This window comes from Spirosoma harenae (genome assembly GCF_054776975.1).
The window spans coordinates 1-25,652 of the sequence record NZ_BAAHBD010000006.1 but is presented as its reverse complement, the minus strand read 5'-3'; the positions used below and the strand labels follow the sequence as shown (position 1 = coordinate 25,652).

At 49.6% G+C, this 25,652-nt stretch carries 17 protein-coding genes; 8 read left to right on the top strand and 9 right to left on the bottom strand.

Features of this window, described 5'->3' with window-relative positions; genetic code table 11:
• Positions 1-16: 16 nt before the first annotated feature.
• Together ACYVE4_RS03825 and ACYVE4_RS03820 are read left to right on the top strand one after the other, a co-directional pair.
• Positions 17-3,247 carry an efflux RND transporter permease subunit gene (locus ACYVE4_RS03825; RefSeq protein WP_460995589.1) on the top strand — a complete coding sequence of 1,077 codons (3,231 nt, stop codon included), beginning with the start codon at positions 17-19 and terminating at the stop codon, positions 3,245-3,247.
• A gap of 117 nt (positions 3,248-3,364) precedes the next feature.
• Entirely contained in the window at positions 3,365-4,567 is a 1,203-nt protein-coding gene (locus tag ACYVE4_RS03820) for an efflux RND transporter periplasmic adaptor subunit (protein ID WP_460995588.1), read from the top strand.
• 195 nt (positions 4,568-4,762) lie between these two features.
• On the opposite strand, the gene ACYVE4_RS03815 is transcribed toward ACYVE4_RS03820, so the two are convergent.
• From ACYVE4_RS03815 to ACYVE4_RS03805, 3 genes are read right to left on the bottom strand one after another with little or no spacing between them, the layout of a single operon-like run.
• On the bottom strand, positions 4,763-4,918 hold the full coding sequence (locus ACYVE4_RS03815) for an FAD-dependent monooxygenase (RefSeq protein WP_460995587.1): 156 nt from the start codon (positions 4,916-4,918) through the stop codon (positions 4,763-4,765).
• Between the two features lie 54 nt (positions 4,919-4,972).
• Complete coding sequence (locus ACYVE4_RS03810) at positions 4,973-5,152, bottom strand: hypothetical protein (RefSeq protein ID WP_460995586.1); 180 nt, start codon at positions 5,150-5,152, stop codon at positions 4,973-4,975.
• Positions 5,153-5,190: 38 nt separating this feature from the next.
• Positions 5,191-5,319: a hypothetical protein gene (locus tag ACYVE4_RS03805; RefSeq protein ID WP_460995585.1), complete on the bottom strand. Its 129-nt coding sequence runs from the start codon at positions 5,317-5,319 to the stop codon at positions 5,191-5,193.
• Positions 5,320-5,402: 83 nt separating this feature from the next.
• On the opposite strand from ACYVE4_RS03805, the gene ACYVE4_RS03800 reads away from it, so the two are divergent.
• Positions 5,403-5,888, top strand: coding sequence for an ankyrin repeat domain-containing protein (locus tag ACYVE4_RS03800; RefSeq protein WP_460995584.1), 486 nt, complete (start codon positions 5,403-5,405; stop codon positions 5,886-5,888).
• 11 nt (positions 5,889-5,899) lie between these two features.
• On the opposite strand, the gene ACYVE4_RS03795 is transcribed toward ACYVE4_RS03800, so the two are convergent.
• The 6 genes from ACYVE4_RS03795 to ACYVE4_RS03770 all read right to left on the bottom strand — a co-directional run bounded on the left by ACYVE4_RS03795 (position 5,900) and on the right by ACYVE4_RS03770 (position 10,114).
• Positions 5,900-6,616 carry an SDR family oxidoreductase gene (locus tag ACYVE4_RS03795; protein ID WP_460995583.1) on the bottom strand — a complete coding sequence of 239 codons (717 nt, stop codon included), beginning with the start codon at positions 6,614-6,616 and terminating at the stop codon, positions 5,900-5,902.
• A 79-nt stretch (positions 6,617-6,695) separates the two neighbouring features.
• Entirely contained in the window at positions 6,696-7,031 is a 336-nt protein-coding gene (locus ACYVE4_RS03790; protein ID WP_460995582.1) for a translation initiation factor, read from the bottom strand.
• Between the two features lie 87 nt (positions 7,032-7,118).
• Positions 7,119-7,328, bottom strand: coding sequence for a hypothetical protein (locus ACYVE4_RS03785; protein WP_460995581.1), 210 nt, complete (start codon positions 7,326-7,328; stop codon positions 7,119-7,121).
• Positions 7,329-7,337: 9 nt separating this feature from the next.
• Positions 7,338-8,120: a LytR/AlgR family response regulator transcription factor gene (locus ACYVE4_RS03780; RefSeq protein ID WP_460995580.1), complete on the bottom strand. Its 783-nt coding sequence runs from the start codon at positions 8,118-8,120 to the stop codon at positions 7,338-7,340.
• A 13-nt stretch (positions 8,121-8,133) separates the two neighbouring features.
• Complete coding sequence (locus ACYVE4_RS03775; protein ID WP_460995579.1) at positions 8,134-9,609, bottom strand: histidine kinase; 1,476 nt, start codon at positions 9,607-9,609, stop codon at positions 8,134-8,136.
• A gap of 46 nt (positions 9,610-9,655) precedes the next feature.
• A complete protein-coding gene (locus ACYVE4_RS03770; RefSeq protein WP_460995578.1) occupies positions 9,656-10,114 on the bottom strand; it encodes an SgcJ/EcaC family oxidoreductase in 459 nt (152 codons plus the stop codon).
• A 302-nt stretch (positions 10,115-10,416) separates the two neighbouring features.
• Between ACYVE4_RS03770 and ACYVE4_RS03765 the strand changes: the two genes are divergently transcribed.
• The 5 genes from ACYVE4_RS03765 to ACYVE4_RS03745 form a co-directional block, all read left to right on the top strand.
• Positions 10,417-10,953, top strand: coding sequence for a GNAT family N-acetyltransferase (locus ACYVE4_RS03765; protein WP_460995577.1), 537 nt, complete (start codon positions 10,417-10,419; stop codon positions 10,951-10,953).
• 125 nt (positions 10,954-11,078) lie between these two features.
• Complete coding sequence (cmk, locus tag ACYVE4_RS03760) at positions 11,079-11,795, top strand: (d)CMP kinase (protein WP_460995576.1); 717 nt, start codon at positions 11,079-11,081, stop codon at positions 11,793-11,795.
• Positions 11,796-11,948: 153 nt separating this feature from the next.
• Positions 11,949-13,016, top strand: a complete 1,068-nt coding sequence (locus tag ACYVE4_RS03755; protein WP_460995575.1) for an NAD(P)/FAD-dependent oxidoreductase — start codon at positions 11,949-11,951, stop codon at positions 13,014-13,016.
• Positions 13,017-13,049: 33 nt separating this feature from the next.
• Positions 13,050-16,322: a hypothetical protein gene (locus tag ACYVE4_RS03750; RefSeq protein WP_460995574.1), complete on the top strand. Its 3,273-nt coding sequence runs from the start codon at positions 13,050-13,052 to the stop codon at positions 16,320-16,322.
• A 562-nt stretch (positions 16,323-16,884) separates the two neighbouring features.
• Positions 16,885-25,652 (top strand): SdrD B-like domain-containing protein (locus ACYVE4_RS03745; RefSeq protein ID WP_460995573.1); only part of this gene is annotated, 8,768 nt, incomplete at its 3' end.

Below are 25,652 nucleotides of genomic sequence, written 5' to 3'. Positions count from 1 at the left end.
ACAAAATTTAAACACTATGTACAATATCATTCGCTCGGCACTTCGGAAACCCATCTCAGTGGTAGTGGCGGTTATGGGTCTGCTGTTTTTCTCGGTGATGTCGCTGTTCACCATTCCGGTGGACATTTTTCCGAATCTTGACCTTCCTACTATTTATGTGGTGCAGCCGTATGGCGGTATGGCGCCTGATCAGATGGACGGTTTCATCGCGACCCGTTATCAGGATCACTTTCTGTATGTGTCGGGTATCCGCGATATTGATGTAAAAACCATTCAGGGGTTATCGCTGATCAAGCTTTCGTTCTATCCGGGTACCGATATGGCACAAGCTGCGGCTGAGGTGGCTAATAACGTATCGCGGGCGAAGGCCTACATGCCTGAAGGAACCGTGCCGCCCCAGGTTGTCCGATTCGATGCAAGTTCAGTGCCGGTCGGGCAATTGGTGTTTGAAAGCCCCACCCGTTCGCTGAATGAAATTCAGGATTACGCGTCCTCGCGGGTGCGGCCGATGTTTTCCCGGATTCCGGGCGTATCCAGCCCACCGCCATTCGGTGGTAACCAGCGGACAATCCTGATCAAGGTAAATCCGCAACTGGTGCGTAGTTATCAACTGACGCCGGAGGAAGTCATCAAGTCCATTGTAACCAACAACCAGCCATCGCCCGCCGGGAACATTCGGGTTGGCGATAAAGCGATGATGACACCGGTAAACTCGCTGGTAAAAAGGCCAGAGGATTTTCTAAACATCCCCATTCGGGTCGGTTCAGGACCAACGGTGTTCGTGCGCGATATTGGTACAGTGGAAGACGGTGCCGACGTAACGGTGAGTTATGCGCTGGTCAATGGTCGTCGAGCGGTATACATTCCGGTCGTAAAAAAATCGGATGCGTCGACACTCGATGTTGTAAATAACATCCGTAAAGCTTTGCCCGAATTGCAGGCTGCTGTACCCGAAGACGTCAAAATTTCGTACGAATTTGATCAGTCAGTTTATGTGACCAACGCCCTGAAAAGCCTGGTATCGGAGGGAATTCTGGGGGCGGTATTAACGGGCTTAATGGTGTTGCTCTTCCTGCGCGACTGGCGAAGTGTGATTATCGTGGTTCTGACCATCCCAATTTCGATTCTGTCGGCAGTGATTATGCTCAATCTGTTTGGGCAAACCATCAACATCATGACCCTGTCGGGACTGGCGCTGGCTATCGGGATTCTGGTCGACCAGGCCACAGTGACGATTGAAAATATTCACCAGCATCTGGAAATGGGCAAGCCAAAGGCTGTTGCTATTTGGGATGCCTGTAAGGAAATTGTATTCCCCGAATTCCTGATCTTGCTGGCAATTCTGGCCGTGTTTGCGCCCGCCTTCGTGATGAGTGGTGTACCGCGCTCGATGTTCCTGCCGCTGTCGCTTTCCGTGGGTTTCGCCATGATTGCGTCATTCCTGCTTTCGCAGACGTTCGTACCGGTAATGGCTAACTGGCTGCTGAAAAGCCATCCCGAACACGAAGCCCCGACGCTGGCTCTCGACGCCGAGGAGCGTCACATGATTGAGAATGAACAACCAGTCGCCAACGCCAAAGGATTTGAGAAGTTCAAGCAGCGGTATTCGGCTCTGCTCGAGAAAATACTGAACCGTCGCGGAATCGTTGTGGGTAGTTACCTGATCGGAAGTCTGGCTCTGATTGTTGTTTGTTTCATGGTGATCGGTACGGACATTTTGCCGCATGGCAACAGCCATCAGTTTCAGATGCGCCTACGCATTCCCGATGGTACGCGGGTGGAACGAACCGAAATGGCGACGCTAAAAGTGCTAAATATCATCAAAGAAACGGTAGGAGCCGAGAACGTCGATATTTCGTCGGCTTATGTTGGAACGGTGCCGTCCAGTTACGGTACGTCGAACATTTTCGTGTTCAACAGCGGTCCGCACGAAGCCGTGTTGCAGGTGTCGCTAAACGAAGAGCATTCTGTGAAAATGGATGATCTAAAAGAAGAACTTCGGACGCGGATTGGCAAGGCCCTGCCCAATGCAAGCATTTCGTTTGAACCAATTGAGTTGACCGAAAAAATCATGAGTCAGGGCGCGTCGACGCCTATTGAAGTAACCGTAGCGGCCAAGAACCTGGCCGAAGCGGGGCGTTTCGCCAATAAAATTCGGGAGCGGATGGCGAAAATTGACTTCCTGCGCGACGTACAGATTTCGCAACCGCTTTCGTACCCGATTCTAAAAGTGACCATGAATCGCGAACGCGCCGGTCAACTGGGCGTAACGTCGACGCAGGTAGCTCGCTCGATGGTAGCCGCTACATCATCAAGCCGTTTCACGGACAAGAATCTCTGGCTCGATGAATCGAAAGGGCTGGCGTATCAGGTGCAGGTGCAAATTCCGGAATACCAGATGAGCAGCGCTAATGACATCGGTAACATTCCCCTGAAAAGTGGCGAAATGCACCCGGTTCTGTCGGATGTAGCGACGTTTTCGGAAGGAACGGCACCTGGTGAATACGACCGCGCTGGACCGAATAACCTCGTAACCGTTACGGCTAATTTGCAGAAGAAAGACCTTGGTTCAGCGCAGAAAGCGGTTGAACAGGCAATCAAGGAAGCCGGCGATCCACCTCGCGGGGTCATTGTCGAAATGGGTGGACAGACCAACCTGTTGACCGATACGCTAAGTAGCTTGCAAACGGGATTGCTGGTGGCTATCGTCATTATCTTCCTGTTGCTAGCGGCTAATTATCAGTCATTTAAGTTGTCACTGGTAATTCTGGCGGCCATTCCGGCGGTAGTAGCTGGAGCATTGCTCATGCTATTGGCCTGTGGCGCTACGCTGAACCTGCAATCGTATATGGGCCTGATTATGTCGGTGGGTGTATCGGTGGCCAACGCCATTCTGATGGTCACTAATGCCGAAAATCTGCGGCTGGAAATTGGACAAACCCGCAAAGCAGCCATCCTGGCGGCCAACAGCCGAATTCGTCCAATTCTGATGACTAGTATCGCCATGATTGCCGGGATGGTGCCAATGGCGTCGGGATTAGGGGAAGGGGGTGATCAGATTGCCCCACTCGGTCAGGCCGTTATCGGCGGGTTGATTGCCTCTACGCTAGCTGCTCTCCTGATTCTGCCTTGCGTATTTACCCAACTTCAGGCCAAAGCCACTACGCAATCCGTTTCGCTCGATCCCGAAGATCCCGAAAGCAAATTTTACCATCAGGAATCGCAGGAACTGAGTCATAGCCTGTAACATAAATACCCCTAAATCCCCTAAAGGGGACTTCGTCAGAGAGTAAGTAAAGTCCCCTTTAGGGGATTTAGGGGTAAGGAAAGTGTCATCCATCAACTGTCTCTAAAGGAAATCGATATGAATCCGTCAATCATAAATCACTCACGTATTAATCCGCGACGTAGCTATTCGCTCTTTCATTCTTTCAACATCCGTTGCGGCACTCTTTCGCTCTTTGTTCCTGTTGTTATTACTGCCTGTTCATCGGCCAGCAGTGAGAAAAAACCAGCCGCTAAAGAGCCTGAAGTACAACAGGTTGTCGTGACAGATGTACAGGAATTACAGCCTAGCAAACGCGTTTCATTGCCCGGCGAACTGAAACCCTGGAATCGGGTAAATATCTACGCCAAAGTAAAAGGATTCGTTCGCGACATTCCCGTTGATCGGGGAACGGTTGTGCACAAAGGCCAGCTGCTCGCTCGTCTCGACGCTCCTGAAGTAGTAGCCGAACTAAGCGGGGCGCAGGCTCAATTGCAGTCGCAGGAAGCTACGTTGGTTGAGCAAACGACTCGTGCAAGGGCTAGTCGGCTGATTTATCAGCGATTGATGCAAACTGCCAAAACGGAAGGGGCCGTATCAGCTAACGAAATCGATCAGGCGCAGGCTCGTATGGAAGCCGATAGCGCAATGGTCGCCGTAGCGCGCGGAACCGTACAGGCTTCTCGTTCGAACATCCAGGCGAAAACGCAACTACGTCAATATCTGACGATTACCGCTCCATTTGACGGTATAATCATTGAGCGGAATATCAGCCCCGGCGCATTGGTCGGCGCGGGTGATGCCGGTAAACCGCTTTTCGTACTGGAAGACAGCCGAACGTTACGTCTGACAGTCGCTATTCCAGAAACATTTGCCAATCAATTGCAGGCGAAGAGTTCCGTTTCGTTCACCGTAAACGCTATGCCAAACCGTCAATTCAACGCCAAACTCGCCCGTTCGGCTGAGAGTTTAGTCGAAGCCAATCGCTCGATGATGGCTGAATTCGATGTACCAAATACATCGCATGAACTCAAAGCAGGTATGTATGCCGAAGTACAAATGCCGATTGAACGGACAGGGAAAACAATGTTTGTTCCTAAAACGGCCGTTGTCAGTTCCAGCGAAAAGATGTTTTTGATCAACGTGAAGGACAACCGGGCGCAATGGGTTTCTGTGCAAAAAGGTAATGTATTGGATAGCTTGGTGGAAGTTTTCGGTGATGTAAAACCCGGAATGGCTATCGTCAGAACCGCATCTGAAGAAATCCGCGACGGCCAGGAAGTAAAGGCAGTGAAGAAGTAAAGTAGAGATTAGCTTCTCGCTTCCAAGGTCTGTGCGGCCAGCGTCCCGGTCCTCACAGACCCCTTACCGGATGGCAACACTTGCTGACGCACGGGTGTCTGTGAGGACCGGGACGCTGGCCGCACAGACACGGGGAGTTTACGGCCATTCATTCGACAAGGGATTGCCTTTATGCATGATTAGACATGGCCGCATTCAACGACGTTGAATTTGGGATAATTCATTGGTATTTACAGGTCCTTTCTGAAGTGATTTCGTTAACTGATGCGCCGTAGCCACCGCATCCTGAATCGCCAGATTTACGCCAGCACTACCCGCTGGCGACATGGCATGAGCCGCATCCCAAGGCATAGTAATCCCTGCTTATATTACTGTCGCAGCCGGTCAGTATTAACGGTGGCCAAATCAAGAATATTGGCCTGGAACGCTGGTAGACCGCGCTTTTTTTATAGAGTCATATTGCCCTTTAGGGATCAGAAAGCTACATTGGAAGTAGTCGTGTCGGTCAATGAGCACCATAAATTTATCGCCCTTCACGTAGCCAAGCGATTGTTCGCCAATAGCCGGATCTTTTGGAATGTGCATCCAGAGTATGTCAATCGGTACACTGAAATTCTGTGCACCTAGCCCCGCTTTTTCCTGGATGATCGAATGTCGTCCATCTGTACCGACCCTAACATGATATCGGCGGGGCCACCAATAAGGCAGCAGCGGGTTTGTAGCGTTTCCTGATGTTGGGAACTCTCTGCCATGACCGGGGTTTTTCTAAAAACAAGCAATCGATAGCCACTTGTTTGCTCTCGGCTAATTAACAACCTGAAAACTCTGACTCTGTATGTCGTCTCAATTGAATCGTCCAGAAGATTTATTGTTTGATGCTGCCCGTAAGGGTGACGTTCGTTACCTGAATCAACTTATTGATAGTGGTGTGGAAGTAAATATCCAAAATGACAAAGGATTTACTCCGCTAACGCTTGCCGCCTACAGTGGTCAGTTGGCAGCGGTTCGCGTTTTGCTGGATGCAAACGCAGATGTGAATATGCAGGATGCCAGCGGTAGTACAGCGCTTATGGGGGTGGCCTTTAAAGGCTATACGGATATCGCCCGTCAGTTAATCGAGAGTGGTGCTAATGTGAATCTGCAAAATGCCAGTAGTGGTACGGCCCTGATGTATGCTGTTATGTTTAGCCAGAATAAACTGGTTAAACTGCTGCTTGACAGTGGGGCTGACGCTTCGCTGCGAGATAGTCGCGGATTAACGGCTCGTGATCTTGCTATTGAAAAAGAAAATGAGGAAGCTCTACAATGGCTCCCTCATTAATTCTCAGATGATCACTTCCCACCCGGCCGGGTGGGGCGTACTTCAATTTTGCTGGGTAAAGTACGGGCTGGCATTCGGATCAGATCGACGACAATCTGTCCGATGTCTTCCGGTTGAATTTTCCAGGCGTCTTTCTCGCTGGGTTGGTGATCGTTGAAATAGCTGGCTACGGAGCCGGGCATGATCGTGGTTACTTTAATGCCTTCGTTCCGTAAATCGAGCATGACGGCTTGCGTGAAACCAACCAGGCCGAATTTACTGGCGTTGTAAGCCGCTCCTTTTTCAAAGAAATTGGTGCCCGCTAAACTGGCAATCGTAATAAAATAACCTTCCGATTTTTTAAGGGAATCGAGTGTGGCTTTGGCGGTGTTGAATACGCCCGTCAGGTTAATATCAATAGTTTCCTGCCATTGTTCTGGCGTTAACTCCTGTATGGAAGCAAAATGGCCGACACCCGCATTGGCGATGACATAATCCAATTGCCCCCAAGTGTTTATGATGTGTTCAACCGCTTTTTGTTGCGATACCAGATCCCGTACATCGGCACCGATGCCTAGCGCATAGCCGGGTTTGATTTCGTTCAATTTAGTAGCGGCTAATTCAGCGGCTACAGAGGAGCGGCTGGTGATAGCCACTTTGATTCCCGCGTTGATCAACACTTCGGCGATGCCGTACCCAATTCCTTTCGAACCGCCCGTGATGAGAGCTGTTTTTATACTATCTGCCATGAAAATTATGTACTGAATTGACGTGAAAACTTTCGCCGATAACGACGAAGCCTGTGCAAAGGTTTAGCGATTTTTGTAATCAACCGCCCGCTTTCTTGGCTTTAAAGCCTTTGCCAGTGAGCCACGCCAATGCTTTGTCACGATGGTCGCCCTGAATTAGAATTTCATCGTCTTTCGTAGAACCGCCCGCTCCACAGGCTGATTTTAGCTGTTTCCCCAGATCGGCCAGATCGGCTTCGGTGCCAATGAACCCTCGAATAGTCGTCACGACTTTATTACCACCTAATTTGACTAGCCAGATTTTGAGATTCTGCTGGGTAGGAGGGAGAGTTTCGGCCTGAGGTTGCTCGTTCGATTCGTATTGAAAATCTGGATTGGTGGAGTACACTACGCCAGACCGGTTTTTCTTGCTCATAAAACGATTCTTTATAAGCAAAGCTAAGGCTTTGGTGCGATTATATGGCAACCCACGACTAAAGTCATGGGCTGATAAAAACTTGCACTAACGCACTCGGGTACGCCACCATTTTTTGGCATAATGACCCAGCCAGAGCCAGAAACCGGATAAAATAACCGCTGGGAGAATGACGAAGCGAACAGCAAAGGCCGGTTCCGGTAAGGTAGCAACCGGACCGTAGATGTAGCCAAGTATTGGAATGCTGGCTAGAATATGGAACCAGCGGATGATTTTTCGTTCAGTAGCTGCTTTCATCGTCTTGTTTTACAGTTCCAGCAATTGCTTTACGGCGTCACCATAGGTACTTCCACTACTCAGTTTTGTGCCTTTTTTATCATTCATGGACAGCACGAATTTCCCGTCGAAATGGCGGTGCACTTCGCCTATTTTATGCCGGTTTATCATGATTGAACGGCTGATGCGTACAAACGTATCCGGTAGTTTTTCGGCTAATGTGGTGAGCGTATAATTCGTCAGGTACTTCTGACCATCGATCGTAGCAAGGAAAACATATTTGTCTTCTGCTTCGAAATAGGCGATGTCGGAGAGTGGAACGAGGATGATTTTTTCGCCAGTTTTTACCGAAATCGAATAAATTTCTTTCTTGGGCTGCATCTGGGCCAACAAGCGCATGACGCTGTCTGTCATCGGATTATTGGCGGGCGGGCCTGTATCGTTTCGTTCGACTAGTGTCCGGATTTTCTGCGCTGTGCGAGTCAGTCGTTCCGCTTCGATGGGTTTGAGCAGGTAGTCTACTGAGTTTTCTTCAAAAGCGCGAATGGCATATTGATTAAACGCGGTTGCGAAAACAACCATCGGAACAGCCGTTACTTTCGCCAGCATTTCGAAGCCATTCAATAAAGGCATCTCAATGTCCAGAAAAATAATATCTGGTCGCTCGGCTTCGATCAGGGTGAGTCCTTCAGCTCCGTTGGTTGCTTCGCCAATAATCTCAAATGTATCGCGATGCTTATCTAATAATCGACGTAAACGATTGATTGCCAAGGGTTCGTCGTCAACCAGGATGGTTTTTAAAGGAAATGTCATAGGGATGTTGAGATTATGTATTGGGAGTTACGGCGTTATCGGAATTTTTGATTTTCATCATGCTAATTGAGAGCAATACTTGTTTGAGGGGCCAATTTTGAAGTTCAACCTTGGCATCGTTGCCGTACAACAATTTCAGTTTATCCTGAATACTGCGTAGTCCGTAACCGCCATCCATATCATCCGGAAAGGCTGGGCCGTTATCGTGGACACATAGATTCAGCTCACCCGCTTTTTCATAAATTCGAACGTCAATTCGGCCCGAATCGGCTCGTTTAGCGATGCCATGTTTGATTGCATTTTCGACTACAGGTTGCAGTAGAAACTGAGGTAATTTCAACTCATTCAGAGCTGGATCAGCGACTTCGACGCTGAACGTGAGCCGATTCCCGAATCGCACCTGCTCTACCTTCAGGTATGTACGGACCATTTCCAGTTCGTCGGCCAGGGTTGAGAACAGTTCACCATCCCGCCCGGTCGAATACCGAAATAGTTTCGATAGTAAAAGCGTCATTTCTTCGGCCTTATCGGGGTCGTCGTGTACTAAACTAGCAATGCTGTTGAGAGCGTTGTACAGAAAATGGGGGTTGATTTTGGCCTGTAGTGCATCTAATTCAGCACGAGTTTTCAGCTTTTCCAGATTCAGCAACTGAAATTCCTGTTCCGACAGCTTCCGCGACAGCTGCCGACCCTGATGCAATACGTATAGAAATAGGTTGGCAATCACTAGGTTGCCTAAAGCAAAAAAGTACCAGCTGGCTGTTTCCTGAATGCCTTCGGGCCGCTTAATCAACTCCTCAATATATTGCCTTCCCATCAACAAATAGGCCGTTGAGTTAACCACGAAAAAGCAAACAAGCGCTACAAAGCTAATAGCTAAATGGCGTGCCCAGACGGATGAAAACTGATGCAGGAGCCAGCCGGAAAGTGCCCAGGTGACCAGGAAGGAAATGCTACCTTCGGATAAGTTCTGAACAATTAAATACCGATACAGACCCGCCATCACGGGGTCATCGGTTTTGGCAATTAGGTTCGTGAAGAAGATGATCGCATTCGAACCATAGATCAGCAGTGCTCCCAACAAAGCGCCAATAACTGTACCCCAGCCAGGTTTTTGCAAAACGGTCGTCAGCGTAATCGGCTCAGCTCGTAGTTCTGAGTCCGGGCGGTAGCGGCTACGTCCGGAAAAATTAAACGTAGCCCCTTCGACATTAGCGCCCGTTAAGTTCACCCCTTCGAGTGAACTGAAATTCAGGTTGGCCTCGTAAAGATCCGCATCGGTAAAATCGGCTCCACCCAGATTAGAGAAACTCAGATTAGCTTGTCGCAGGATAGCTCCCCGGAAATTAGCCCCCTCCAGATTAGAGAAACTAAGGTCAGCCTGGGTTAGGTCGAGATCACTGAAGTCAAACCTTTCCAGGTCAGACCCCATCATATTGATTCGTCGGCCATTTTTGCCAATTGTCCCAATGAGTTGCTCGCGAGTCATTTTCTTAGTTTACGGTTGGTTTAAATGTACTAAATTTTCGGTGGTCTTATTTACTTTTCAACGCCATCAGAATTCGTTGAAATAACCCCGGCTTTTGAATTCGACAGTTATGAAACGCCCGGATTTTCCACTCGTCAGCTTCTTTTACCAAAACGGTCGTTTGAATCGAAAGACGATCCAGAGGTGGCTTTTTCTGAAACCGTAGTTGTATGGTGCCGGTCGAATGAACCAACGCGATTGTATCACTCAAAAAAGTAATGGATGATTTCGACCCGTCTGAATGCATAGTTGATCCGTTGAGTGCCCATGAGGTAAATAAATCCTGGTGGATCTGTTCGTTTTCCTGCCGACCTTTTATATGCTGCCCCGCAAAGGTGACGTAATCACAATCGTCGGTCAGGCATTGCGCAAAGGCATGAGCATCTCCCGCATTCCAGGCAACCGCCAGCCTGTCGAATACCTGTCGAACGGCACTTTCGTCTGTTTGAGCAACGGCAGTTTTCATAGTTGTGAAATTGGATTGATTTACAAGTTGTTGCCAGTTTTCCTCCTTTAGGAAAGAGGCTAGGGGTGAGGTGAACGGGAATGACTCAAAACTAGTATACTAAGTAGCGTACTACCTGCCTTTTCCGACGAATCCCAGCAAGAAAGGTGTGAAAGTGGATAAACGAAGGATAAAGTTATTTCGTAGTATTGGGTGGCGAACGTTAACTTAGCCTCAGTAATTAGCGGCCTTGAGTAACTTTTATTCGTATACTTTGTTAGGGTTTATTTAACCCATAGCCTGGCTTAACCACTACTATTGCTTTGATTTCTTTTCCGATTTCTATTGGTCAATTACGCCCCTGGCGTGAAGGAGATGAAGATTCGTTAATTCATCATGCCAGCAATCGGCATATATGGAATTACGTTCGTGATTTTTTCCCCTATCCATACACCCCGCGCGATGCGCACTCCTGGATACGCTCAAACAAGTCGTATCAGCAACCGAGTAACCTGGCTATTGAAATAAATGGCGAGGCCGTCGGCAACATTGGATTTACCGTGAAAGATGATATCTACCGCTACAATGCTGAAATCGGCTACTGGATCAGTGAAGATTATTGGGGGCAGGGCGTAATGACAGAGGCCGTACCGATCATGACGAAGTATATATTTCAGAATTTTCAGGTAAATCGCATTTTTGCCTGTGTGCTTGAAGGCAACATCGGATCGATGTGCGTACTCGAACATGCGGGTTATCGACACGAGGCTGTTCTGAAAAAAGCGGCTGTGAAAAATAATCAGTATTTAGACGAGCATATTTTCGCTATTCTTCGTAGCGAACATAGGGATATAACGTAGTCATTTGCTGTTGATTAGCTGATATTAACCAAATTTCAGAGTCGACAGACGAAAACTTCCTTAACTATACGCCATTTTTGTGGTTACTTTGTAGGAACCTAACCGCTTCGGCGGATCGACCATTCATGCCGAAGATCGTTATTGCCATTGACGGATATTCGAGCTGCGGAAAAAGCACAACTGCTAAAGCTGTAGCGGCCCGGATGGGCTACGGATACATCGATACTGGTGCAATGTATCGCGCTGTCAGCCTGTATTTTATACAGGAACGTATTTCCCTTTCCAGTCATAGAGATGTTGTATTAGCACTGGAAAAAATCCACATCGCATTCAAACATAACCCGCGTACGGGCAAGAACGAAACTTGTCTGAACGGGTTGAACGTGGAAGAGGAAATTCGTAAAATGTACATTTCCAATATAGTCAGTGAGGTTAGTGCCATTCCTGAGGTGCGCTGGTCAATGGTGGCGCAGCAACAGCAGATGGGGCGTAAACGAGGATTGGTGATGGATGGCCGCGATATTGGTACCAAAGTCTTCCCCGATGCCGAAGTAAAAGTGTTTATGACGGCCGACACCTACACGCGGGCCAAACGCCGACAACAGGAGCTACTGGCCAAAGGTGAATTGGTTAACCTTGAGGAGATTATCCAAAATCTGGAAAAACGCGACCTCATTGATACAACGCGTGCTGAGAGCCCGCTCGTTCAGGCCCCCGACGCCGTTTTGCTCGATACATCCTACATGACCATTGAAGAACAGGTAGATTGGGTAATCGAACTTGCCGACCGACGATTGGCGGAATTGCATCGGAAACGGGAAAAAAAGCTATTGCTCAAATAGAAGTTGTTTCAGTTATTGAAATCGACTAAAAAAGGATGTTTTTGTCATACTGAGAAACGAAGCGTCTTAATGTTTCCTAACCTATGAGGTAAGAGACGTTAAGACGCTTCGTTTCTCAGTATGACAAAAACATCCTTTTTTGTTTTTAAAAATATGAACGTTGATTTTCTGATTGTTGGCCAGGGTGTGGCTGGTTCAGTATTAGCCTGGACACTCGATCAACGTGGTTGTTCGGTCATACTGGCTGACGACCCTGGGCTACCATCTGCATCGGGTGTAGCGGCTGGTATAGTCAATCCCCTAACCGGGCGGAAACTCGTTCGAACCTGGAAAGCCGATGCGTTATTTCCCTTTTTGCATCAATTTTATAGCCAGATAGAAGAGGATCTTGCTGTTCGGTTCTACCATCCAAAAAATATCTATCGTCCCTTCCGGTCAACCGAAGAAAAAAAAGCTTATTTAGCATTTACGAGCGAACCGGAAATTCAATCGTATGTGATTGAAAATGTTGATAATGAGAATTATAGTGGTTTTATCAACAATCCTTTTGGGGGCATTGAAGTCACGCAGGCAGGCTGGCTGGATTTAACGGAGTTTGGCAGAATTATTAAAGGGTATTTCATAAAAAAGAATCAATATTTCGAGGGGAAAGTCAGAATAGCTGACCTGAAAATTAGCGATAGTGACGTTGAATGGAAAGGCTTGACTATTGGAAAAGTTATATTTTGTGATGGCGTTATGGCCCGCGAAAATCCGTTGTTCAGCTGGCTTCCCTACAACCCTGTGAAAGGTCAGATTCTGACGGCGGTAGTTGAGAATTATTCGATTTCCAATATCGTCAATCAGGGAATTTTTATGTTGCCCGTTCGGAAAGGTTTGCTGAAAATAGGAGCAACCTATAGCTGGCATGATTTGGATTGGCAAACAACCGATGACGGTCGGGCGTTTTTAGAGTCGAAAGTCCGTGAGTTGTTGAAAGTGCCTTATACCGTGGTAGGGCAACAAGCCGGTATTCGCCCATCGACAAAAGACCGACGTCCCTTTATTGGACTGCATCCCAGCCACCCAACCATTGGTATTTTTGGTGGAATGGGCACAAAAGGCGTATCATTAGCGCCCTATTTGGCCGAACAATTTGCGAGGTATTTATTAGATGGCGAAGATTTGGAGCCGGAAGCGAATATTAGCCGATGTGTTTCGTTATTAGGAGGAGAAAAATAATAGTAATTAGTTATTAGGCGTATTTATAAACTTATGCGCAATCAATACATAGTCATGTTGGGCTTGTGGCTGGGCGGATTGAGCGTAGCTACGGCACAAAACTATCCATCGCTGGAGCGATTCGGGAAAAATCGAATTCAGTACCGGAATTTTGAGTGGAAAATCATCCGAACGTCGAACTTCGAAATTTACTATTATCAGGATGGAACCCAGGTTGCTAATCTGACGGCACAATATGCTGAATCCGAGTTTGATCGGATTACTGAATTGCTGGGGTATACACCTTACAATCGGGTCAAGATTTTTCTGTTTAATTCCCCCTCCGAACTTACGCAGAGCAATATTGGTCTGAACGCGCAGAGTGGCCTGAATAGCCGCGAACAAAATCTGTCTAAATCGCGGATCGAACTGGCGTTTACCGGTGATCAGATTAGTTTCCGACGACAGATTATACACGATGTGTCCATGCTGTTCGTGTATGATATGCTGTATGGCGGAAGTTTGAAAGACGCCCTCCAGAGTTCGCTGCTGCTTACCCTTCCCGACTGGTTTATGCCCGGTATTGCGTCGTACATAGCGGAAGGGAATAGCCTGGAATTGGATGATTACATGCGCGATGTTTCGCTGACTCGCCCTGTTCGAAAACCATCCCTACTGTCGGGAGCTGATGCCGAAAAAGTTGGCCATTCAATCTGGAATTACATTGTTCAGCGCTACGGTCGTGATAATGTATCGAATATCCTGAACCTGACCCGGATCATTCGCAATGAGCAGAATAGTATTTCCAGTACGCTGGGCATACCTTATAGTCGATTCCTGCGCGAATGGCGTGAATACTATGCCGGTATGGCGAACAGCATCGCGCAGTCGTATCAACATTCAGCCGATTCGTTTGAATTTAAAGTTGGTTCGGCTGACGATAAGACTAACCTGGTTAGTTTGAAGTTAAGCCCTGATAAACAATTTATTGCTTATTCAATTCTGCGCGATGGTAAGTTTCATATAGAAGTCGTTAACACCACAAACCGCAAAAAAATGTCGGTTCTGTCGGGTGGGTATCGACTTGATGGTGAGGCTAATCGGGCAAGCACACCCCTGGTTGCCTGGCAGAAGGACAATAATCTGCTTATTATCACGGATGAACTAGGCGAAACGAATCTGTATAAATACTCGATCGAGAAAAAGCCCAAGCGTGAATTTAAACGCAAGGTCAATAGTTTATCGCAGGTTGTCTGGATGGATGCTTCTGAGGATGGCGGTAGTCTGATTTTGAGTGCTGATCGAAAAGGGCAGAACGATTTGTTTCTGTACAGCATCAACCGTGGTTCGTATCAGCAACTGACAAACGATCTTTATGACGACATGTATCCGTCCTTTATTGGCCGCACCGCTCGGCAGGTTGTCTTTAGCTCGAACCGTCGGGAAGATACATTGGGTGTCGACAAAGGGTCTTATAAAACCATTCGGGATCAGATGGTGCTTTTCTCACACGAGGGAAGTGCCCGCGATTTATCGGTGGTTCGCCTAACGGATTCGCTCTACCATGCTACACAGCCAATTCCCGCCGACGAAAACACAATTTATTTCCTGAATGACGTTAATGGCATTCGGAATTTATATCGACTACAAACAGAAGGTCGTTCTGTAGTGCAACTAACGGCTTTTCCGCAAAGCATCCGGTTATATGATCTAAATCCATCCAACGGTGGATTTGTCTACAGCAGTTTGAAAAACGGGAATGAATTTATTGGATTTCGTTCGCAGATCAATCTGACTCAGCCGTTACAATCTCCTCCTACACAACGCAGCCAGGCTAACGTCCGGGCTAATGGAACAGCGATCGTAAAGGCGAAACCTGACTCGACTGGTCAGGTTAAACCAACGTTATCCGATTCAAGCGCAACGGCTCGGAATGCGACAATTCAGGCAAAACCCGATTCTATAAAACGATTGGCCCTGGATCCGGGTGAAGTGGATACCGATAATTACCAGTTCGATGCGGATGTACTGAAAGCGACGGAATATCGCCAGCGTCGCTCTACAACGGGGGTATCGCCTGGCCTGACAACGACGCTGCCGCGAAATCGCCGTCGCGAAAATATTACCATTCGGGGACCATTTGAATACAAGGGCACATTTGGCATCAACGAAGCACCCTCAAGCTGGCGAATCGATCCAATTAAAGGATTTGGGTATGCTCAGGATGTTACGCTGACCGATTTGTTGGAAAATCACGTGGTGCGAGCTGGTGGTTTTATCAGTCTGACGAATACACTCCGTAACAGTGAGTTGTTTGCTGAATACACAAACCTGACGCATCGAATCGATTACGGTGCTCGAATTGACCGGCAAACACTTTTTGTTGATGGAGCCGGATTATTGCAAAAATATCGGTATAACCGGTTTGCGGTATCCGCTTCATACCCGATTTCAGTCAACAGCCGGTTCACGGTATCGCCTTTTTATGCGATGACTCGCCTGATCGATTTATCGTCATTTGCCGAAGCTGATCGCGTTTCTGATTTTGCTGGCCTGCGGGGCGAATTTGTCTTTGATAATACGAAGATGAACGGCATGAACATGGTGGAAGGGACCAAGGCCAAACTTCGTTACGAAGAGTACGCCGGTTTGCGATCATCATCGGATGGATTCCGCCGTTTATCACTTGACCTGAGGCACTATCAGAAAATTCATCGCGACCTCATTTTAGCGGCTCGGTTTGCTTTTAGTCAGTCGGGTGGTGCAGCGCCAAAGAAGGCTACGTTGGGTGGAATGGAAAACTGGATCGGTACCAAGCAGGCCACGCAGGAAGCCGTTGCTTCGAATCCGCTTATCGTACCCAATACCATGCGGAACGAAGTCCCTTATGATTATCGGGATGTGTTCTTCCTGGATTTTGCGGCTCCTTTACGGGGTTTCCGTCAGGGCAAGTTGACCGGAAATAGCTACATGCTGTTCAACGCCGAGCTTCGCGTACCGTTAATTCGATACTTATACAGAGGGAATATAACTTCGAATTTCCTGCGTAATCTTCAGTTAGTAGCCTTCTCCGACATTGGAACGGCATGGACAGGAAATGGTCCATTCAGTCAGCAGAATAGTCTGAATACGGAGGTTGTGGGTGGATACCCAATCCCGTTCCGGGCAATTGTGACCAATTTTAAAAATCCATTCTTAATTGGATACGGTGCCGGGGCCAGAACCATGATTTTTGGCTACTTCGTGAAATTCGATTACGCCTGGGGCCTTGAGGACAAAACGGTTGGCAAGCCAATTGCTTACCTCACACTGGGTTATGATTTTTAACTGACGAACTTACCCGATAGTATCAGAAAGCCACTCTAAAAAGGGTGGCTTTCTTTATGTTCCATCATGGCCGAAAAGTAAATGCCTTATTCATCCCAGTGTGCTCCGAATAGATTCACTTAGGGTAGATAAGCGAATATAGATGGATGCCGTATACTTCTTCAGGACATCTTCCGACGGATTAAATCAGGTCATATTTGTATAGTGAGCTGACTTTTCCATAAATTAATACTAGTCGCGAAGCTGTTTACATACAGTTGGCATAGTTTTCGCTAACCATCCATTACCCCGTCTACTAGTCGCTACTGTAGAGTCAGCGGCCCCACCGTACCCATTTACGATATACCAGGTCTGAGGTTACGATTTAATAAATATCTGTAAAACAGACTTTTTAGGCTTATTGGCCTAAACGCCGGTTAGAAACGGTTGTTTGGCATAGTTTTAGTTGATTTTTGGGTAGCAAAAAGCCCTGTAACACAAGGCTTATTCGCCGTAACTTATTTTATGATAGGATAGCCAGAGTTTATCAGGCTACCAGGAGAACGTCCCAAACCAGTTTCAGATGGAGAAAATGTCTACACTACAAACAGAACATCCCAAGCCTGTAAATACCTATTTCAGGTTAACGAAGAGTCATCAAACCACGGATGATTCAGGCCGGATCGTTCCATTTATCGGGCGGATAATTCGCTTTATCTGGGAATTAATGCATCGAGGAAGTAGACTCACTCAGGCTACTCAACACGCTCAAAAAAATAGACACCTCACAAGCGCTTCTCCACAATCAATCCGGCGTGAAAAAGCAGATCATTATCTCGCTGAGATTGACCAGGACCCGCCTAATTTTATCGATTCCGGTCCCCCAGGGTATCTGCTGTATGCGATAAAAAAAGCTTATTATTTTTTAGTACAATGTCCAATGAATGAGCAACTTTTACTAAGCGAATCACCTCATAAGACGAATTTGTCCGTAGCAACGGAAACAGGATCGGTGACTGTAAGAAAGAATCCGTTCGGGCGAGGCAACCTGGTTGTCCCGCTATCCTCGTTTGCGGATCATCTTACGTTTACAGCCAGACCTATTCTGAATGGAATGGTATCGATGGTCCTGTTGTTGCTAGCTAGCTTTGCCTCATTGACAGCGCAGGCCCAGCAGGCACCAGGAGTCGATCTGAATGTCCGTACAACGGTTAGTAGCCAGTTGCCAGCTAGTGGTAGCATTCTTACTTATACCGTTGTTGTAGCCAATACAACAAGTTCAACTGCCACCAGCCTAACAACGGCTACTGGCGTATCTGTTAAAAATGACCTTCCCATTGGAGGGGTCGCCTATATTCCGAACTCGGCCAGTGTTACGCACGGAGCATCGGGTACGATCACGGCAACCGGATCGGCTACAGCTACCAGTCTTCTCTGGAATATTCCTTCCATTGCTGCTGGCGACTCGGCCGTTTTGGTGTTTCAGGCTACCGTGATGGGACAAGGGGTTTGGTTCAATACGGCCGAAGTAACAGCCGCTGACCAGACCGATATTGACTCAAGTCCGAATAACCATGTTCTGGTTGAAGATGATATTGACGCGGTTTGCTTTTCGGTCCCTATTCTCTGGTACACTGGCGATGAATACACCGTACAGGTTCCATCGGGGTATGACCAGATTGTTTGGTATCGGAATGGTGTCCCAATCAGCACATCGGCTGTATCGACTTCTTTAGCCGAGGTGAACAGTGATTCGTCGCTGACAATCAAAAGCCCCGGCGTTTATCGATTTGTAACCTACCGGAATAGTTGTCCTTCGTCAAATTGCTGCGATATACAGGTAGAGCAGGGACCTTATGGAAGTCTGGGCGATTTTGTTTGGGCTGACAGTAATCATGATGGAAAACAGGATAATGGCGAACCCGGTATCGATGGGGTAAAAGTTTACCTGTACGATCAGCTTGGCACAACCCTATTAGATTCAACCGTTACCGCTGGTGGCGGTCTATACCAGTTTGATAGCCTTACGGATGGGAACTATATCGTCCGATTCATTTCACCAACGGGTTATCAGTCTTCGTCGGTTAATGCCGCAGGGGTTACGGATGACTTAGATAGTGACGCGGGTGTAAACGGCTTTACGGGCATTTATACAATTGATACAAGCCAGCCGATATCGAGCACAGCCCGCAATAATCCTACGGTCGATGCTGGTTTCTATCTGCCAACTGCCAGCCTGGGTGATTACGTATGGAACGATACGGATCGGGATGGTATTCAGGATGGAAGTGAGCCAGGTTTAGCGGGTGTCATGGTTATTCTCTATACCAATGGCAATCCAACCGATACAACCTATACTAGTCCGACTGGCTTCTATAGCTTCACAGGCTTAACACCGGGTAGCAGCTTCAGCTACTCAGTGGGCTTCACGACTCCGGGAGGTCATACAGCTACAGCGGCTAATCAGGGCGCTGATGATGAGAATGATAGTGATGCTGATCCAATAACGGGTCGTACACAATCTGTGACTCTGGCGGCTGGTGAGCAGAACTTCTCACTGGATGCTGGCTTCTATGTACCTGATGCGAGCCTGGGTAATTACGTCTGGAATGACCTTGATAAGGATGGTATCCAGGATACGAATGAACCTGGCATTCCGAACGTAGTTGTTACGCTGTACGTCAACGGAGCAATGTCGGCTACGACGGTAACGTCATCAACAGGTTACTACAGCTTTACGGGCTTAACACCGGGCAGCAGCTATAGCTATGTAGTCGGCTTCACTACACCAGCAGGCTTTACGGCTACACTGGCTAATCAGGGCGCTGATGATACGAAGGACAGCGATGCGGATGTCGATGGAAAAACCTCGCCGATCATTCTGGCGGCTGGCGAAAACAACGAGACGCTGGATGCTGGCTTCTACATCCCAGGTGTGTTTGATCTGGCTCTGAAAAAGAGAGTTCTTGCTACCACGGCAACAGTGGGCCAGAATGTTCCTTATACCATTACAGTGTACAACCAGGGCAACGTAAAAGCGTATGCCATCGAAGTGACTGACTACATTCCGACGGGCATGAGTCTGGCAGCAGCCAGCACCTGGACAGGATCAGCCACTGGTTTAATTACCCATACGGTTGATTCGCTGGCGGTTGGAGATTCGATCAACATTCCGCTCGTCCTAACACTCGTATCGGCTCAGGCAGGCACCGACGTGATCAACGTGGCTGAAATCAGCAAAGCAGACGACGATAAAGATCCGAACAATACACCACCAACGGATGTAGACTCGACACCGGACAATGATCCAAACAACGATGGTACACCAAGAGAGGACGATAGTGATGTCGCTCCGATACGAGTCGTAGCAACACCAGTCTTTGATCTAGCTCTAGTGAAAAGCCTGTCTCCATCGCAAACGCAGCCAATTACGCCTGGTTCTCAGGTAACGTTCCAGCTTCGGGTTGTTAACCAGGGAACAGTGGCTGCACAACGCATTGAAGTAAGCGACTATTTACCAACGGGCTTAGTATTGGCAGATGCCAACTGGAGTCAAACTGGTAACATCGCCACGCGCACCATCAGTGGTACGTTGGCTGCTGGTCGGGATACGGTCGTATCGTTAGTGATGACGGTTGCGGCTAACTTCCAGGGCACCAGCCTGACCAACGTCGCTGAAATCAGTGCTGCGGATGATGACAATGATCCGACCAACACCCCACCAACGGACATCGATTCGACTCCGGACAATGATCCGACCAACGATGGTACGCCGAAGGATGATGTGATCACTGAAAATCATAAAGCCAATCCGGCTGATGATGAAGATGATAGTGATTACTCAATCATCAACATCACGCTACCGACGGCTACTTTAGGTAATTATGTGTGGGTAGATACCGATAAAAATGGTATTCAGGGAGATCCGAGCACCGAACCTGGCATTCCGAATGTAGTCGTTACGCTGTATGTCAATAATGTAGCGTCTCTGACAACTACTACGGATGCTTCTGGCCTCTACTCGTTCACGGGCTTAACACCAGGCAGCAGCTTCAGCTACTCAGTTGGATTCACAGCGCCAGCAGGTTATACCGCTACGCTCGCCAACCAGGGTGATGATGAGAAGGATAGTGATGCCGATCCAATAACGGGTCGTACACAATCCGTGACTCTGGCGGCTGTTGAGCAGAATCTATCACTGGATGCTGGCTTCTTTACGTGTCCAGTTAACTTCAGCCTGATTGTCTCGAATAGTTTGGCGATCTGTGTGGGTGAGGCTGCGACATTAACGGCTTCCTCGTCGGTAACGGCAGCGCAGATTCACTGGCATGCAGGAAGTGATCCGACTTCGTTTGCAACGACATCGAATGGTGCGTCGCTAACCGTTACACCGTCAACAACGACTATATACTACGCTGAAGCTTTCAATGCAGACGGTTGTGTAAGCCCACGTCAGCCGGTTTCGGTAACAGTTAATGTGGTCGAAAAACCAATTATTGCTGGCTCGGCTACCAATGCCTGCCCAGCCAGAACGGTTAACCTGGCTCAGGTTGCGATCCAAAACGCAGCTTCTGGTGTGACCTACGAATGGTATGCAGATGTTAACCGGACAACGCCAGTCGCGAATCTGACGTCAGTTGGCTCAGGTACATACTACGTATTCGGCAGATTGGGTACTTGCTATAGCACGCCAGAAGTATTGACAGTTAGCATCGTTGATTGTAACTGTCAGAATCCTGCAAGCGTAACGGCTACGGCTATTGCATCGATCTGCAGCGGTGATGCGATCCCGCTTCAGGCTGTACTGGGTGGTTCAGCAACGAGTGTTACCTGGAGTACCTCGGCAGGTGGTGCATTCAGCACGAGCCTGACAGCGAGCTACACACCAACTCCGTCTGATATAGCAGCGGGTAGTGTACTGATTACAGCTACGACGAATGATCCTGATGGACAAGGCGGTATCTGTACGCCTGCTACCTACTCAGTATTGGTGCAAATAAACAAACGACCAGATGCGCCATTGGGTGTTGCCTGCGACGATACAATCGTTTGTCAGGGTAACAGTACAATGTTGATTGGTTTTGTACCGAATGGAAAAATAAACTGGTATGATGAAGCTGGAACGCTGATCGGCACTACCGTTAGTGGTGGTAAACTGACCATTACTCCGGGTAAGGTTGGCGCAGTGGTGTACACGGCTGAAGCCATTAGTGCCGAAGGTTGCGTGAGTAGCACTCGTTCGTCACTAACGATCACGGTAGGTCAGTGTCTGGCTGATCTGGAAGTCTTGAAAGATGTGGTGTCGGCTGGACCGTTCTCGGTTGGTCAGAAAATCACCTATTCGATTATGGCGTCCAACAACGGGCCTGCAACGGGAACCGATGTGAAAGTGACCGATCTGCTGCCACCAACGCTGACTTTTGTGAGTGCGACGCCAGTTAACCAGTATAACCCAGCAACGGGTATCTGGAACATCGGTACGCTGACGGCCGGTTCGAGCCGAGTGCTCTTGATCGAAGCGACGATCACTGGTGGGGTTAATTCGTTGACGAATACGGCTATCATCGGCGGAACCAACAACGATCCGGCGCTTACAAGCAACGATACTTCCCGTGTGGTAACCCCAGTGATTAACTGCAACGTGCAGCCGCCAACGCTGATCTGTGCGATCACCCAGATCTGTAAGGGAAATACCACAACGCTCAGCGCCAAAGGCTGTGAGAACGGCACCGTCCGCTGGAGCAATGGCAGCACCGGAGTCACCATCTTCGCTACGCCAAGCGTGACGACTACCTACAGCGCGAGCTGCGTCGTCAACGGTTGTACCAGCGCAGCCTCGGCACCGATCACGGTGACCGTAACCGAGCCAGAAACGCCAGTCATCACGGCTAGTGCGACCGAGGTTTGCCCCGGTACTTCCGTGACCCTGACCGCTTCGGGCTGCGCGGGTGGTGTGATCGAATGGTCCGACAAAGCCCAGACCGGCGCTTCGATTGTGGTCATGCCGTATGGCAAAACGACCTACACCGCTCAGTGTCGTCTGAATAACTGCTTGAGCAATCCCGCTCAGATCACCATCAATATGATGACGGATCTGCCAGCACCAACGATTGTGAGTTGCTGCTCGGTGGTATGCCCCGGTGAAACCGCTACGCTGACCGTACAAGGCTGCATCGGTACGCCCGTCTGGAACAGTACCACGGCCACCACCAGCAGCATCATTGTGACCCCATCGCTGGGTAGCAACACCTACTCAGTCTACTGTAAGAATGGTACCTGCGTGAGCCAGTCGTCGCCGATCTACACCATCAACGTGGTGGCCCCGGTCATCCCAACCATCACCGCCAGCGCCGACACGATCTGCGTGGGTGGCTCGGTGAAACTGACGGCGGAAGATTGCAACGGTACGGTTCAATGGTCAACGGGTGAAACCGGGGCCAGCATCACCGTATCGCCAACGGCCAACATCAGCTACTATGCCCAGTGTAAGTTCCGTAGTTGCCTGAGTGCGCAGTCGAACACAGCGAGTGTGGTCGTGGTCAACCCAACGGCACCGATTGTGAAGGTGAGCACGACCCGAATCTGTAGCGGTCAGCCGGTATCGTTAACGGCGACAGGCTGTGCGGGTACAGTACAATGGCACGGGGTGAATCTGACGGGCTCGGTGATCACGATCTACCCAACGGAAAGCAAAGAATACTATGCGACCTGTAAACTAGGCGCTTGTGAAAGCACCGCTTCTAATTCCGTTCGGGTAACGGTGAGCACGTCGAAAGCCCCAGCTCCTGTGGTGATCGCTTCGTCGACATCGATCTGCAGCGGTGGAACTGTATCGCTGACAGCAACGGGTTGCGATGGTACGATCCAATGGTCTACTGGTCAGACTGGAGCCGTGGTTACCGTTACTCCGACGCCAACGAATCATGAGTTCTATGCTGTGTGTGTACCGCCAACCAACGGAACCGCATGCGCAGGATCAGATAAATCAAACGTCATCAACGTGAGTGTGACACCAACCCCGACTCCATCGATCGTTCGCTGCCTGTGCAGTGCCGATACGATCTGTCCGGGTGAAAACGTCAAACTCTCGGTGAAAAATTGCCAGGGTACTCCGCACTGGAGCAATGGCGAGACAACGACTAGCATCATCGTATCGCCAACGGTCACCACGGGCTACAGCGTCTACTGCCAGGATGGCGCTTGCCAGAGCACGAGCACCGCACCGTACACCATCACGGTGATTCCAGTAGCGGCTCCGACGATTACGGCTTCAGCTTCGGCGGTAACGGCAGGTGGTTCGGTGACCCTAACAGCTTCGGGCTGTGCGGGTACGGTGATCTGGTCGGCCAATGATGTGAATGGCAATAATAAAGGGTCTTCGATCGTGGTGATGCCACAGGGTACGCAGAGCTACTACGCACAATGTCAGTTCCGGGCTTGTCTGAGCAATCCGTCGAATACGGTTGTTCTCAACCCAGGCGACTGTGCGGTCAACGCGGGTACGCTGGCGTCGAGTGGTACGATCTGTGCCGGTTCGAGCAGCACCGTGCTGGTATCGGCTACGCCAAACGGTGGGCTAACACAACCAGCCAGCTACTCTGTTTCCTACCTGTTAGCGAAAGCAGGTGTGATCACACAAATCAGTGTGACACCACAGTTCACAGTACCAGCTGAGGCTGCTAACTACAGTATCCATACTTTGGTATACGATGCGAACGCTGGCGACGCGAACTACTTCGATCTGGCCCAGGTGAATCTAAATGTTACGACCGCAACGGATGTGGCTCAGCTGATCCTCGGTAAGTGTGCCGCTCTGGATGCGACGGGGGCAAGTGTCAATGTATCGGTTGTCGAACCACCCGTGTTATCGGCTTCCTCGCTCACCGTCTGTAGCGGTGGAACCGTGTCGCTAACGGCAACGGGCTGTGCTAATGGGACAATAACCTGGTCGGATGGTACGGTAGGAGCCGCCTACACCAAAGCGATCCTCACCGATCAAGGGCTGACGGCGATCTGCACCGTGAATGGTTGCGCCAGCAAACCATCAGCCGGCGTACAGATCAGTCTGGGTAGCACCGCCGTGCCGATCGTGGTGAGCGACAAGTCGGCCATCTGCGTAGGCGAAACAGTATCGCTGACGGCGACGGGCTGTGGCGCTGGAACTTACCTGTGGTCGGATGGCAGCACCGGTTCGGTACTCACCGTCACCCCAACCCAGGATGTGAGCTTCCGCGTCAAGTGTCAGGTCGGTCAGTGCGAAGGCGACTGGTCAGCGCTGACGACCATCAACGTGGGTCAACCGTTCGCGCCGACCGTTACGGTCAATGGCGGCACCAGTGCCACCGCCTGCTTCGGAGCACCCGTAACGCTGACGGCTCAGGGCTGTTCACCGAATAGCTACGTCACCTGGTCCAACAATCAGGTGGGTAACTCGATCACCGTCTCGCTGGCTTCTTCGGAAACCTTCACCGCCCGCTGCTGCAACTCGGCGGCTTGTAAGAGTGAACCCTCCAACAGCGTCTTGGTAACGGTCCTCAAGAAGGTGGCCCAGCCAACGGTGAGTGACATCACCAATACCTGCCCGATGACCACTGCTGAACTGGCTAAAGCCGTCACCAGCAGTCCGAAAACGGTGGGTGGGGTGTTCGAGTACTACAGTGATGCCAGCCTGACGTCGAAAGTAGCGAATCCAGCCCACGTGGGAGCGGGGACCTACTACGTGGTGGAACGCACCATCGATGGCTGCACCAGCCTGCCGCTGGCGATCCATGTGCAGATCATCCCCTGCAGTGATCCCTCGCCTTGCGATGCTCAGAACCCAGCCACGGCTTCTGCGGGTCCTGATGCGAGTGTGTGTGCGGCCAAGACCTATCAACTGGCGGGTACCATGGGCGGGGCGGGTAGCCTGGCCCACTGGACCACCAGCGGTACGGGTAGCTTCGATAACCCATACGCGCTGAATGCCATCTATACGGCCAGTGCCGGGGATGTCGATGCGGGTATGGTGACCTTGACGCTGTCGGTGAGCACCAACAACGCCAGCTGCCCGGTGGCTAGTGATGCGATGCTACTCACCATCAACGGCATCAAAACACCGCCATCGGTTAGTGCCGTGGGTGGGTTGAGTCTGTGTTACGGGGACTCGGTCATCCTGAAAGCATCTGCGGGTGCCGGTTATAAGTGGAGCAATGGGGCGACCACGCAGGCCATCGTCGTCAAGCAGAGCGGAACGTATAGCGTGCAACTCATGGACGCAAATGGGTGTAGCTCGGTCAAGTCGGAGGAGGTAGTGGTGAACATTGCCCAACCGGTGATGCCACCGCTGGTGCATAACCTGCGCAACAACTGTCC

Coding starts and splice junctions, on each gene's coding strand:
- ACYVE4_RS03825 (WP_460995589.1), top strand. CDS start 17: ATGTACAATATCATTCGCTCGGCACTTCGGAAACCCATCTCAGTGGTA.
- ACYVE4_RS03820 (WP_460995588.1), top strand. CDS start 3,365: ATGAATCCGTCAATCATAAATCACTCACGTATTAATCCGCGACGTAGC.
- ACYVE4_RS03815 (WP_460995587.1), bottom strand. CDS start 4,918: ATGCCTTGGGATGCGGCTCATGCCATGTCGCCAGCGGGTAGTGCTGGC.
- ACYVE4_RS03810 (WP_460995586.1), bottom strand. CDS start 5,152: ATGCACATTCCAAAAGATCCGGCTATTGGCGAACAATCGCTTGGCTAC.
- ACYVE4_RS03805 (WP_460995585.1), bottom strand. CDS start 5,319: ATGGCAGAGAGTTCCCAACATCAGGAAACGCTACAAACCCGCTGCTGC.
- ACYVE4_RS03800 (WP_460995584.1), top strand. CDS start 5,403: ATGTCGTCTCAATTGAATCGTCCAGAAGATTTATTGTTTGATGCTGCC.
- ACYVE4_RS03795 (WP_460995583.1), bottom strand. CDS start 6,616: ATGGCAGATAGTATAAAAACAGCTCTCATCACGGGCGGTTCGAAAGGA.
- ACYVE4_RS03790 (WP_460995582.1), bottom strand. CDS start 7,031: ATGAGCAAGAAAAACCGGTCTGGCGTAGTGTACTCCACCAATCCAGAT.
- ACYVE4_RS03785 (WP_460995581.1), bottom strand. CDS start 7,328: ATGAAAGCAGCTACTGAACGAAAAATCATCCGCTGGTTCCATATTCTA.
- ACYVE4_RS03780 (WP_460995580.1), bottom strand. CDS start 8,120: ATGACATTTCCTTTAAAAACCATCCTGGTTGACGACGAACCCTTGGCA.
- ACYVE4_RS03775 (WP_460995579.1), bottom strand. CDS start 9,609: ATGACTCGCGAGCAACTCATTGGGACAATTGGCAAAAATGGCCGACGA.
- ACYVE4_RS03770 (WP_460995578.1), bottom strand. CDS start 10,114: ATGAAAACTGCCGTTGCTCAAACAGACGAAAGTGCCGTTCGACAGGTA.
- cmk (WP_460995576.1), top strand. CDS start 11,079: ATGCCGAAGATCGTTATTGCCATTGACGGATATTCGAGCTGCGGAAAA.
- ACYVE4_RS03755 (WP_460995575.1), top strand. CDS start 11,949: ATGAACGTTGATTTTCTGATTGTTGGCCAGGGTGTGGCTGGTTCAGTA.
- ACYVE4_RS03750 (WP_460995574.1), top strand. CDS start 13,050: ATGCGCAATCAATACATAGTCATGTTGGGCTTGTGGCTGGGCGGATTG.